Annotated in this window: 15 protein-coding genes; 6 read left to right on the top strand and 9 right to left on the bottom strand. The window is 46.5% G+C overall.

Going from position 1 to position 12,294, the window contains the following annotated elements:
* Positions 1-247: 247 nt before the first annotated feature.
* Positions 248-601 (bottom strand): aspartyl protease family protein, encoded by a 354-nt coding sequence (locus tag QXE01_08770; protein ID MEM4971328.1) that lies wholly within the window; start codon positions 599-601, stop codon positions 248-250.
* A gap of 240 nt (positions 602-841) precedes the next feature.
* Between QXE01_08770 and QXE01_08765 the strand changes: the two genes are divergently transcribed.
* The 4 genes from QXE01_08765 (at position 842) to QXE01_08750 (ending at position 3,376) form a co-directional block, all read left to right on the top strand.
* Complete coding sequence (locus tag QXE01_08765) at positions 842-1,108, top strand: AbrB/MazE/SpoVT family DNA-binding domain-containing protein (protein ID MEM4971327.1); 267 nt, start codon at positions 842-844, stop codon at positions 1,106-1,108.
* Between the two features lie 174 nt (positions 1,109-1,282).
* Positions 1,283-2,458, top strand: a complete 1,176-nt coding sequence (locus QXE01_08760) for an AAA family ATPase (GenBank protein MEM4971326.1) — start codon at positions 1,283-1,285, stop codon at positions 2,456-2,458.
* Positions 2,451-2,912 carry a hypothetical protein gene (locus QXE01_08755; protein ID MEM4971325.1) on the top strand — a complete coding sequence of 154 codons (462 nt, stop codon included), beginning with the start codon at positions 2,451-2,453 and terminating at the stop codon, positions 2,910-2,912. The genes QXE01_08760 and QXE01_08755 overlap by 8 nt, the downstream gene beginning before the upstream one ends.
* A gap of 293 nt (positions 2,913-3,205) precedes the next feature.
* Positions 3,206-3,376 (top strand): hypothetical protein, encoded by a 171-nt coding sequence (locus tag QXE01_08750; protein MEM4971324.1) that lies wholly within the window; start codon positions 3,206-3,208, stop codon positions 3,374-3,376.
* A gap of 119 nt (positions 3,377-3,495) precedes the next feature.
* Here QXE01_08750 and QXE01_08745 read toward each other — a convergent pair whose 3' ends face one another.
* Positions 3,496-3,879 (bottom strand): PaREP1 family protein, encoded by a 384-nt coding sequence (locus tag QXE01_08745; GenBank protein ID MEM4971323.1) that lies wholly within the window; start codon positions 3,877-3,879, stop codon positions 3,496-3,498.
* Between the two features lie 780 nt (positions 3,880-4,659).
* Positions 4,660-5,670, bottom strand: coding sequence for an ATP-binding protein (locus tag QXE01_08740; protein MEM4971322.1), 1,011 nt, complete (start codon positions 5,668-5,670; stop codon positions 4,660-4,662).
* 558 nt (positions 5,671-6,228) lie between these two features.
* On the opposite strand from QXE01_08740, the gene QXE01_08735 reads away from it, so the two are divergent.
* The gene (locus QXE01_08735; protein MEM4971321.1) at positions 6,229-6,786 is read left to right on the top strand and encodes a PaREP1 family protein; all 558 of its coding nucleotides are present in this window, start codon (positions 6,229-6,231) and stop codon (positions 6,784-6,786) included.
* A 712-nt stretch (positions 6,787-7,498) separates the two neighbouring features.
* On the opposite strand, the gene QXE01_08730 is transcribed toward QXE01_08735, so the two are convergent.
* Positions 7,499-8,047: a hypothetical protein gene (locus tag QXE01_08730; GenBank protein MEM4971320.1), complete on the bottom strand. Its 549-nt coding sequence runs from the start codon at positions 8,045-8,047 to the stop codon at positions 7,499-7,501.
* Positions 8,048-8,409: 362 nt separating this feature from the next.
* On the opposite strand from QXE01_08730, the gene QXE01_08725 reads away from it, so the two are divergent.
* Positions 8,410-8,748, top strand: a complete 339-nt coding sequence (locus QXE01_08725; protein ID MEM4971319.1) for a hypothetical protein — start codon at positions 8,410-8,412, stop codon at positions 8,746-8,748.
* Positions 8,749-8,960: 212 nt separating this feature from the next.
* Here QXE01_08725 and QXE01_08720 read toward each other — a convergent pair whose 3' ends face one another.
* The 5 genes from QXE01_08720 to QXE01_08700 all read right to left on the bottom strand — a co-directional run.
* Positions 8,961-9,197, bottom strand: a complete 237-nt coding sequence (locus QXE01_08720) for a type II toxin-antitoxin system VapC family toxin (protein MEM4971318.1) — start codon at positions 9,195-9,197, stop codon at positions 8,961-8,963.
* A 153-nt stretch (positions 9,198-9,350) separates the two neighbouring features.
* The gene (locus QXE01_08715) at positions 9,351-9,572 is read right to left on the bottom strand and encodes a VapB-type antitoxin (protein MEM4971317.1); all 222 of its coding nucleotides are present in this window, start codon (positions 9,570-9,572) and stop codon (positions 9,351-9,353) included.
* A 294-nt stretch (positions 9,573-9,866) separates the two neighbouring features.
* Positions 9,867-11,132 (bottom strand): UDP-glucose/GDP-mannose dehydrogenase family protein, encoded by a 1,266-nt coding sequence (locus tag QXE01_08710; GenBank protein ID MEM4971316.1) that lies wholly within the window; start codon positions 11,130-11,132, stop codon positions 9,867-9,869.
* Positions 11,129-12,124 carry an NAD-dependent epimerase/dehydratase family protein gene (locus QXE01_08705; GenBank protein MEM4971315.1) on the bottom strand — a complete coding sequence of 332 codons (996 nt, stop codon included), beginning with the start codon at positions 12,122-12,124 and terminating at the stop codon, positions 11,129-11,131. Before QXE01_08705 ends, QXE01_08710 begins: the two co-directional genes overlap by 4 nt.
* Positions 12,099-12,294 (bottom strand): glucose-1-phosphate thymidylyltransferase (locus QXE01_08700; protein MEM4971314.1); only part of this gene is annotated, 196 nt, incomplete at its 5' end. The genes QXE01_08705 and QXE01_08700, both read right to left, overlap by 26 nt.

The raw sequence follows: 12,294 nt of genomic DNA, 5'->3' as shown, positions 1-12,294 counted from the left end.
GCAGCCATAGCTGTAAGGCTTGGAGAGGAGTTGGCAACAGCGGATAGAGACTTCGAGATCATAGCGAGAGCCGCTGAGTAGCTAGGCTATAGCTTTAAGCTCAGGTTACTAGCCTGAACCGGGACCCCACATGACCTCCTCTCAGCTTTAGGGAGTGAGGCTCCCAGTTACCCGTGTATACCATGGTGTACTATGGGGTGAAGGCTGTTAACCTACATGCTTGAAAGGTGGTGGGGGCTGGTGCCAGCTAGTATAATAGTATCGGCCACTCTTTTAGCTTACCTGTTACAGGGTCCACCTGCAATCCTAGGGTTTCAAGTGCTGTGACTCCAATCAACACCTTATCTATGATATCAGAGATTACAGCCGGCACTATATCCTCTCTACCCTCAAGCTCAATCCAGATCCTTGTCCTCTCCAACTCCATCCTACCACCAGCTGTCACTACGGCTACCCTACCGGTTACCCTCAACCCTAGCTTTTCAGCTAGCCAACGCGGTATAACAGTTAGAGTAGCTCCTGTATCAACTAGTGCATCAACATCAACAACCTTCAGCTTCTCAGGATCACCAATCCTAGCTCTAGCCCAAATATGACTCATTATCCCCCACCCAGCTTAGTAGAGGATATCATAGTTTTTAAGGCTTTGAACCCTAGCCCGGCTACTATGAGCGAGGGGTTTAGAGGGTTACTTGGAGCTCACGAGCTCAAGTCTAAGGGTTACACTTTAGAGTTTAAGGGCAACGGTGATACTCTAAACATTATACTGTGTTTAATACTATAGGTGGTCCCATGATGAGGTTATAGATGACTGGGATCACCATAACCATGCTAGGGGTGTGTGAGGGGTGGGGCTCCCTTTAGAGTCAAAGTAGGTAGTGGGTTTACAATAACAATACCAGAGGAGGTTAGGGATATGCTTGGTATCAATGTGGGTGATGAGCTAGAGCTTATCGTGGAAGTGAGGAGCATCATACTTAGAAAACGTCAAACATTACTCGAGCTAATTGATAGTATAGCTCTAAGGGGAAGCGTAGAACAACTATTAAAGCTAAGGGAGGAGGAAGATAGAGCTGAGAGTGAGAGGATCCTCAAACTCACCAAGTAAGTTAGTAATCGATACCAACCCTCTATTACTACTGTACTAAGGAGAGGAACTGGAAAAGAGTGAGAAGGCTTCTAGAGAAGCGAGTTCTCAAGCTATTCCTGATGACCCGTATATATTAAGTGTTAAAAGGCTCGCATCTATCTAAATTAATCGGATACCTTATTGGTGATGGTATTGGAGTTTAAGCTACATGTTAGAAGCTTTAAGTCTATTAGGGAGGCTCAGCTCGATATTAAGCCTGTAACATTACTTGTAGGCCCGCCGGGCTCGGGTAAATCTAATACTCTGGAGGCTCTAGGGTTTCTAACGTATCTCGCCTATGGTGGTGACCCGAGTAGCTACTTTAGGTGGAGCTCCTTATCATCACTAAGCTATATGATGGTGGAGCCCCAGTCACTTATAGAGATTGATGCTGGGAGATCACGTCTAACTGTAGAGCTTAAGTTTAACCCAGACCGTCTCGATGTCCTAGTTAAAAGGGATGAAGCTACACCCTTCAGTATAAACTATAACTATCAAGGATATCCCACAGGTTGGAGTATACAAGCCGCTGACAGCAGTATTCTATATTCCCTGCTGAGAGTTAGATTCTATAGGTTCACCAGAGCCTATGAGCTTAGTAGGCTGGGAGCTCTAAGATTCAGAGCTGGTGTTAGTAGAGGTTTTGTAATCGAGAGAATCCAAGAGAGAAGCGGAGAACTCTATGATAGTATAGTTAAAAGCACCCTCCTCCCCCCACACGGTGATAACCTAGTCACATTATTCCAGTATAACAAGGAGATAGCGGACATAGTGGTATCCGTTTTAACCGGGCTGGTGGGATGTGATGATGTAGTTCTAACTTTAACTCCATCACCTGGAGGCCCTCCACTTAGGGTGATATCATTGATTAGGAGGATCGGGGAGTCAGGTGAACGTATAACCGTGTCCATCCCATTGGAGCTTATCTCAGAGGGAATCCTACAGTATCTGATCACACTCATCTCCCTCAACGTGAAACCACCAGAGGATATCCCAAGGCTACTCCCAGATATAGTGTTACTAGAGGAACCTGAGATTCACATGTTCCCCTATCTCATCGACAATATGGTGAAGGATTTGCTTAGAGCTGCGGAGGACGGGGTTTACACGGTAATCTCAACCCATAACCCTTACCTACTGGTTAGATCGATAGAGAAGATACCCGAGGATAAGCTAGCAGTCTACTATACATATCATAGTAAGGCTAGGGAGAGCACATCATATATCAAGCTATTACATGAGGATCTCGAGGAGATGCTTGAGGAAGAATACGCTTCCCTATACACAATAGAGGATCTACTGGAAAAGCGTGGGGTAAGATTTGACTGAAACAGTGATATTCTACGAATGCAAAAATGATAAAGGGATAGCAAGGATAATGTCGGACATCGTAGGAGGAGCTAAGTTAAGACATGGGGGAGGTAAGACTAATACGTTAAAGAAAGCCTTTAAAGAAAATTGCGATAAGCATGTAATCACAATCATAGATCACGATCCTGGAACCCCCTGGCCTAAAGATTTTCAACAAATACTTACGTCTATGAGCAAAATTGATAACGATACATATGTCTACAGTAGCACACAGAACTGTAATAAAATCCTTGTACTAATACTATCACCTAGGTTAGAGGATTGGCTAGCAAACAAGTGTAAAGTCTTAAATATAAACGTAGACCCTAAAAAATTACATATAGATGAAAAGAAATTTAATAATGTTCTAAGCGAGTGTGAAAAGGTAGTAAGGGATATCTTAGAGAAGGCCTTATCGAGGAACTCTACTTGATTTAAACCTCAGCCAGAAAATTCAAGGGATAATAAGAGGAACCTCTACTAATGTATTTTCGACTTTAACACTCTATAGACCAAGAGGAAGCAGGTAAAACCTTCCCAATATGTAGTAGCTCACTACCATCAGCTAACTTTAGGAGCTAATCTACACATTGAAGTGCAAGATATTGAGAGATCATACGATTCTACTAAATACTATAGTTGAGGTTAAAGGTTTATAATACTATACTCGTAGAGACTACCTGGATATTATAGGGCAGCAGCCAAAGGCGTGGAACCCCCAAGTACTTGATATCCCTCAGGTTAACTGAGAGGCTATACATAGACTTCAAACTTGCTAAGAGATATAATGCCGTTGTAGTAGATATAATCGGAGCTATAAATATTGGTTTGAGATATCTCTCCACAGATGGGAGGGGTATGGCGTTCCCCTCGACAGAGCCCCATGAGGGCAGGTGAAGCTATTGATCCCACACCGAGGGCTAACCCTAATCACAGAAATAAAACTAGGGAAAAGCAATTAAAAGTATCATAAGAGGGGAAACGCTGGTTAAGATGTAACCATTATACTATTTATACTATATCAGCTTCTTTAGTTTCTCAACGAATAACTCGACATCCTCGATGGCTCTCCACACCATGTCACCTGGCATCCATGCCTCGTAGAAGTTTATGTGAAACCCGTTGGCGGAGTTCCATAGCCTTCTCAGCTCATCGTCACCGGTTTCTCTAACTAGTTCTGCTACGAAGCTCCATAGATCTCTATTGCTCCTCAGCTCCAGTCCTCTCTTCGCAGCAACGGCTTTAACGATGTGTGCAGCTGCTCCCCAAGCCTTCTCAGATGCCTGGATATAATCCCCCTGTCTAGCAAGACTCTCAGCCTCTACCAAGAGCTTCTCACAGAGCCTAAGATGCTCCTCGATATAGTTATCTTGAGGTTCACGCCGAATCTCTGCAGCCACCCTCTCACCCAAATATAGATTAGAAGCCTCGCCTTTTAAGGCGGGGTTAGGTTTTTAAGTTTTTGTTTCGATATACGCCTTGAGCCTTCGAGATGGTGGGTCAATCTGCTGGGATGAGGGCTGTTTTCTTTTTAATTGTTTTTGGAATTCTTCATATTCATTGGTATCCGCTTATAGCTTTTAGGGCTATTAGATATGCCGATACATATAAGCTTTCTGGAGGATAGAAAAATGGCGGGCTCGGGGTTCCGAGAACCGCTCCAGAAGGGCGGTGAGGGGCTCCAAGCCGTGCCACGAGGATCCCGAGGGCGGCTAAAACCGCTCTCGGGTGAACGGCCGATCTACCCCCGCAATACCCATCATCTCGGAGGCCCCGCTCTCGAATGTGAGGACTAACGTAGTGTCAGGCTCCTGCCAAACGGCTCCCAGCACAGGAAACTGCTGAAGCTAGCGGATATCTGTGCTAAGCTATATAATGAGCTGAACTATGAGAGGAGGGATCGGGTCTTCATTGCGGTTCTTGTTGGTTGATATCCCCTCTCGCCTCATCACCCCCTATCTAGCCTTCCCCTTTGCTCTTCGGGAGCCTATCTCCCTCACAACTGATCATCAAGATCATAATGGGCTCCTCAATAATTATTCGTAATAGAAGAGCTTATTCCTCTACCTTCGACATCTATTTTCACTACCTTGCTTCTCTCTAGAATAACTGTTCTCCTAAGCGTCTTTAAGAGCTTCTCCATATCTCAAGCAATTAAAAACAATCAGCTGTATCTAAATTTATCGTTTAACCAGAAACAGCCTAAGAGCCTCCCTATGCAGAGGTGTTTGCCAGGCCACCCGCCTCCCTATTCCTAGTTCCAGGTCTTTCTCCGGCGGCGCTTCACCGGCCCAGAACAGTGGATCTCTCTCTGGTATTGTGTCCACGATCAGGTTGAGATCTGTCAGTCTATCCATAATAGGCACCCCCTCTCTACTGAGCAAAACATCTGGATCCTCTGTTGCTCGGGTTAAAAGCTCTCTTTCGGCATCGCTCAGCGATGCCACAAAGGCGTCTATCCTCTTCCTATCCACGATCTTCTTAACAACAACCTCTACATCCCACCCTACTCTATAGAGCTCTGCCAGTAGCTTTGGATTTCCACCCGCTATCCTCCAAACCTCATCAAATGATGGCTTCCCGCCGGGGAGCTGATCATAGAGCTGTTTAAAACCCTCTCTAGGCATGTTCCACATGGGAAGCAGATCAGCCCATCTATGCCTACCAATCTCCCTCCTAGACAGCCCCTCGCTGGTAGCGACAACAGCTATAACCCTCTCATAACTCCTAGGGGGATATTCTATTAATCCTAGCAAACCCTTAACATAGATGGAGGCCTTGCTCAAGCCTATCGTCCGAAACACCTCGTCTGCGAGAACAGCGATCTTCTTCCGCCCAGCTCTTATAAGCTCTCTAGCCAGATCCACCGTAGCCCACACAGCCCTCGCCCAAGCCTCGTCTGTGGCTTCTCTTAAAATCTCCAACAGCCTTTCCCTAATACTATCTACACCAACTACGGCGTAGAACTCCTTCTCCACAGGGTTTATGTATATGACGTCGAAACCAAGATCCCTCAACACCTCTGAGGACTGCCGGAGCCAAGCGGATTTGCCACAGCCCTTGGGGCCGAAGACAACCTGCACATTTATAACTCCCTTCTCAGCCCATTCCCCTATCTTCTTAAGCGCTATCTCTCTGTCTACGAACACAACTTCTACATCTGGTGCGAAGCTAAGCTTTATTCTCCTCATCTAGCCGGTGACCTCCTAACAACCTCTATTTTTAGTGGAGTCCATCAAATTATATATTCTATTTAGTCTCCTCTCATCTCTATTAATATTCCCTATAGCTGTTGTAGCATTGCTTCTCCTAGCAATCTCCGATCTCCTCTACCATTCAGCCTGGCTTGTACATATTATCACGCACCCTCTTCCCCTCTACATGCTTTCAAAGAACCTTCTTCACACACCTATTCACATTGGATCTTCCTCTAGCTACCCTCATATTTACTAGCCAAACCATTTAACACTACCTTCTAAGGATCTTCAGGAGATTGTTAAGAGCGTCCCTCAATACCCCCCCACGAGGTCTGCATTGAATACTCTATAACTAGCGGGAGGGGTGAGAGAGACCGCTAGGAATGGAAGCGGTGTCTGCGGAGCTCATGTTTATGTTCACGCTCGTGGGAGGTTGGCATCTTAAACCTTAATGGATGGTTGCTAATGTCGTTTAAAGCGTTCTACTCATATGCTCTCATTAACACTTATAGGTATTTAAAGGTTGTTGGGGGTTAGATTGAGTGGGTAGGTATGGGGGCAGAAATTCTTGAGAAGCCTTTGCCTAAGCCTACTAGTGAGGATTACATCAGCGCGAGACTGCTCGAGGCCCTCACCGAGGCTAACCTAGCCCTAGAGTTTCTCAGCAAAGGCCTTGTTAGAAACGCTGCTGGCAAGGCCTTCCAGGCTTGGAGGGCTTTTCTAGCCTCTCTCCTCAGACTCGAGCTGGATAGGCTAGTGCAGATCGTGAGATCCGATGAGGAGAGGAGGTGGTTGACTGATAGAGCCGTGCCCAGGGTCCCAACGGGTAGGATGAAGGCATTATCCCAAATGCTCGAAGAGGCTGGACACCCTGGAATATCCCTCGGTACTGCGTTGGCGTTGGACCTGCATGACTACCAATACAATGGCCCGGATCCCGACATGGCGGTGAGCAAGTATAAGAGTAGGGGGGAGGCAGCTGTTGATGTGAAGCTACTCGTGAGAGAGCTTGTGAGGAGGGTTGAGGAGCTAAAGCCTAGAGTTAAATGGGGCGATGAGCTGGAGAACGCACTTAAAATGGTAAAGGAGACGCTAAGCGGAAAACGATAAGCATGTACCGATGAAGTTGAAAACCATTGGAGTTAGTAAAGAGCTGGACAATATGGCTAGATTGTAGCCTTAGTTCCATAGACCGTGTAGAGCTCCTTCGCGGACGTAGCAAAGCTTATTATAAGTATTCCTAGGAAGCTTTTTAAAGAGGCGACTACGATATAGCGATCTTCAATGGAGAGCAAGCCGCCCAGCTACACATAAAATCCGTGATTTAAGGATCCTCGGCTATACACCTGAATAGAATTCGAGAGTTGCTGGCAAACTTGCGGAGGCCCTATCCTCTCTAAATAAGAGATTCCTAGCATTATGTATTGCATTACGTATTAAAGGCTCTGTTGAAGGGAACAGGGAGGTTCTCAGGCTTATTGAGAAAGCATATGCTGGATCAAAGCGTCTCTATAGGGTTTAGGGCGAGGAGATGCTGAGAAATCGCTAAGAGTCGCTGAGAAGCTGTTTAATCTACTGGAGGCCTCTCGGGTCTCTACCCCCACCCGCATCTGGGGCTCTGTAAGAAAATCGCTAATAAACCTTATAAATCAACATGAAACTCGAAACAGCTACATGAGGCAGCTGTCTCCCGATACTTGTTGAAGCCGTCAAACAAGTTCTTGATGATGATGATGTCGAGATCTACGTGTTTGGCCCGGCTATTGAGGGGAAGACTAGCTGTATGATAAGACCTTCTGGTAAGAGTAGTCCGGGTGGAGATCTAATCTTTCTTCTCCTCCTTTTCCCTCTCTTCTTTTTCTTTCATTTTTCTCAGTGCGTATCCAACCATCATTGATGCATATGCGTGTAGCTTCCACGCCTCAGGCCTATCTCCATACTCATCTGTAACCTTTCTAGCCAGCTCTCTGAGCTCGAGGGCCTCTTCAAGTGTTAGCTCTTCCTTCTCCAGAAGCTCTTTGATCCTCTTCCACTCCTCCTTAGAGATGGGGTTCATAGCTGCTAGCCTCATTATCCTGGCAGCCTCGTTTTTCAGCATAGACGATTCTAATGGTTTTAACCATCCTTGGGAGGTTAGGTATTCTATGAAGAACTCCTGGTAAGATCTGAAGGCCTCTCCAAGCCTTGTGATCCTCCTATCCATATATGCCTTGAGATCGTCAAACTTCTCATCAACATAACCTCTGAGCTCCTTAAACTTCTCATCTATCTCCGCAAACCTCCTCCCAAGCCAATACGTTATCCCCCCTAGCGTCGCCAGTATCGGTACTAGCGTCGCCAGCACGTTTAAAATGCTTATCTCCTCAGCCATCTAACCCCCAATAGAATATCTAGAAAGCTAATATAAAGCCTCGATCCTATAGTATTTCAATACATCCACAACACCCTCGGAGCGCCGATCGCCTGAGCAACTCCCCCGGCAATGTATCCTATACAGAGGAAGCTAAAGAGCTATAGGGTCTACAACCTGGAAGTCTCGCTATCCAGGGCTGGATGGGGGTTTATAAGATCTATATCTTCTAATTCCTCAATGAAGATAATTTATGCGAGCATCAGGGCCATTATGTGGCGATGCTCTATAGAGGTGCTGGGCTTGTTGATGGCTTGTAGATCCATGGAGATATAAAGACTTATTATAATTCGCTATCGTAGGTATTTCTATAGGTGCTATAAATGAATGTACTAGGTGGGGATGTTAGGGAATGGCTGGAGAGGATATGTCATAGGCTTCTAGAGTATGACCCCGAGATAGTTGAGGTCATTCAGTTCGGCTCTTCTGTTTATGCGCCTGAGCATGCTAGAGATGTTAATCTGCTTGTTATCACTAGAAATCCTAGGGACTATGATGTCTATTTAGATGCTGTTGAGGAGGTCTCACCGCCATTTAATGTAGATATAGTTGCTATTGGGATTGGTACAAAGCTTAGAGAGGATTTTATAAGAGCGTTTATGAAACCTCAGAAACAGAGGATCAACACCATAAGGATAAAAACACCCCTCAGATCGATATAAGCTGCACCCTCCGATAACCACTGCATGAATCAAAAAATTTGAGTGGGAAAACAGAAAACTAGATAAAGCTTTATAGCTTTCTATTATCGATGATTTATAAAGATCTATTGATAAACATCTTTTTATCAATAGTGATGCCAGCCTCTCTTCTCAGAGGCCGGAAGGTTTGTGTCTAGCTTTAGAGTCTTTATAGGTTTCTTAGAAGAGGTGCTTTAAAGCTCCTCTAGCAGGATTATGCTCATATGTCCTTTTAGTTTATTATGCAATTCTCTATCGCTTGTCACCAATGGAGCCTTCCTGCTAACCGATAGTGCCGCGTATACCGCGTCGTAGACGCTGATATCTATTTTAAACGACAGCTCTATTGCTATACGCCACACCTCTATGTCGCATTCATATACTATATCTAAATCTATAACGCTTTTCACGGCTTCTATTATTGTTTTCAACACTAAATCTATAAACTCTATTAAATCTTAGTGCGTTAGCTATTTCATATAAGACCAGTTCTGGAGCACGTAGCGTCACTTCTCCTCTCACATGCATATCTCTGAGTTTAAGGGCTTTCTCATAAGCTCTCTCTGGTGCAAACCACTTCACTACTACGCTGGCATCGACAACTGCTTCCTCGCGTCTCGCCAGTATCTTATCGCCTCTGAGGAGTCATAGTCTGTAGGTCCGTAGGTCTTCAGAATATCCTCTCTAATCTTATCCATCACCTCAGCAGCCTTCAGCCTCTTATCTCTTCTCTCTTCCTCCGCTATTTTCTCTAGGATAGCTCTCCTAACAACCTCGCTCCAGTTTATATGCTTGTATCTTCTCATCTTCTCTCTCAGCTCACGAGGGATCCTGACAGAAAAGAGATCCCCCAGGTATATACACCGTATATACATATATAATTGTAAGCTAATAAAGCTCTTGTTCCCCTAGCCCCTGCAATAAATTAGAGGTTTTCTAAAGCCCCGGCCTCCTCTCCGCTCCCTAAGGAGGCTATCGGTTGTAATACGTGTATAGCTGTGTCCTAGTTTACAGCTGAAAACCTAATTTTAGAGTGGAGAAGGTCAGAAACCGCTTAACCTGGGTTTGCTTAGTATCTGCAGTGGATTTGTTTAGTGGTTTTACCATGTAAGCCCTTCATAGATCTTTGCCTCTCTTGCCTTTTCTATCCTCCTACCATCTATCACAATGGTTTCTCTATAGTCGAGCTTCTCATATATTGGCCACTCGGTTGCTATGATAACGGCTTCAACGTTTTTTAATAGTTCTTGGGGGTTCTCTATATATTTAACCGAGTCCCCTAGGATCTTTCTAGCTTTCTCCATAGCAGCTGGGTCGTTAACATATACCTCTGCCCCTTCCTCTAGTAGGAGCCTTGCCACCTCTATGCCCCTAGACTCCCTAATATCGTCTGTTCCTGGTTTGAATGAGAGTCCCAGTACACCTATCCTCCTACCCCTCAGGCTCCCCAGATGCTTCTTCAGGAGTGATACTGCTTTGAAAGGCCTCTCCCTATTGACCTCATATGCTGCCTCGGCTATTCTTGCTCTATGTCCTAGGGATTCTGCGAATCTTATCCATGCCCTTAGATCCTTGGGCAGACATGATCCTCCGAAGCCGAGGCCTGATCTGAAGAAGCTCTGCCCAATCCTCCTATCCATACCCACTATCCTGAACACCTCATAGCTGTCAACCCCCATCGCCTTGCAGAGATCTCCCACCTCGTTTGAGAAGCTCACCTTGAGGGCTAGGAAGACGTTTGAGACATATTTAACGAACTCAGCTGTCGTGGGATCTGTAACTATTTTTGGAGCATCGATGCCGCTGTAGAGCTCTAGAAGCATATCCCTTGCCCAGGGGCTCCACACGCCTATCACAACCCTGTCAGGCCTTAGGAAATCCTCAACAGCTGAGCCCTCTCTGAGGAACTCAGGGTTCATGGCTATGTCGAATTCGAAGCCATATCTGAGCCCCAGATCCTCGAGGAGTCTCTTCATAGATGCCGTTGTTCCGGGAGGCACGGTGCTCTTGATCACAACTAGGTGTTTAGATCCCTTACCCCTTATACCCATAGCTATTGTCTCTACAGCCTCCCTAACATATCTAAGATCTGCAGAGCCGTCTGGGGCGCTCGGAGTCCCCACGGAGATCATCGAGATCTCTGTTCTCCTAACAGCATCTATAGGATCCTCGGAGACCTCGATGGATCCCCTAGCCTCCCTCCAAAGCCTCTCCAAGCCAGGCTCATATATGGGTAGAACCCCTCTTCTAATAGCATCAACCCTCTCCCTATCGATATCATATCCTATAACCCTGTGCCCCAGATATGCAAGTCCTATAGCATGTATTACCCCCACGTATCCCAGCCCGAATATCGAGATCCTCATCCAACTCTCCCCCTCAGCCATATATAGGTGAGCCTCAGACCCTCCCTAATGCCTACCCTTGGCTCCCACCCAAGGGCTCTGATCCTAGATATGTCGGGCCTCCTCCTCCTGGGATCATCGGGCCTCGGGTTTAGATGTACTATCGGAGATGATGATCCCGTGATCTCTTTAACAAGCCTTGCTAGATCCATTATAGAGATCTCTTCCTCAGAGCCAACGTTATAGACGCCCGAGCATTTATCGCATGTGACCAGGGTTAGCAGTGCTCTTACAGTGTCGCTAACATATGTAAAACTCCTAGTCTGAGACCCATCCCCGTGGACTGTTATGGGCTCTCCCCTAATAGCCTGGATAAGGAATCTGGTGACGACCCTAGCATATGGGGAGTAGGGGTCTAGCCTGGGGCCGTATGTATTGAATATCCTGGCTATCCTCACATCAACCCCGTACTCCCTGTGGAACGCCATGCACAGGGCTTCCCCAAATCTCTTCGCCTCGTCATAGGGGCTTCTAGGGCCCACCGGGTTAACCCTCCCCCAGTAGCTCTCTGGCGTCGGTATAATCTCTGGATCTCCATATACCTCTGAGGATGACATGAAGACCACCCTGGCCCCCGAGTCCCTGGCTATCCTCAGGATGTGGAGAAGCCCAACGCTGTCTGGTAGCATGGCTTCGACGGGTTTGGACATATAGTGCTCCGGAGACGGTAGCGAGGCCCCGTGCACCACTATGTCGTAGCTGCCGCCTGGGGCCTCTGCCACGTCGCCTACTACGAGGCGGATTTTATTTAACACACCTGCAAGATTCTCCTTAGAACCCGTTGATAGGTTATCAACACAAGTGACCTCGGCTCCCCCCTCCACCAGGGCCTCTACAAGCCAGCTTCCCAGGAAGCCTGCGCATCCTGTGACAAGCACTCTAGATCCTCCTAGCCTCCATCTCCCTATCAGCTTTCTAGTCTCCTCCTCAGCCTCTGAGGCTCCTGACAACATGCTCCATAGCCCTTAGATATGTCTCCGGAGTGCCTATATCTATGTACTCGCCATCATATATTAGGGCCCTCACATCCCTCCCATCCTCTATGGCTAGCTGGATAGCGTCTGTAAGCTGGATCTCGCCACCAACGCCTGGAGAGACCCTTTTGAGGTATCTCAGAAAATCA

The sequence above is a fragment of the Sulfolobales archaeon genome (assembly GCA_038897115.1).
Taxonomy (GTDB): Archaea; Thermoproteota; Thermoprotei_A; order Sulfolobales; family AG1; genus AG1.
Note: the sequence above shows the minus strand (reverse complement) of the source record. Positions and strands in the feature narration are given on the sequence as shown.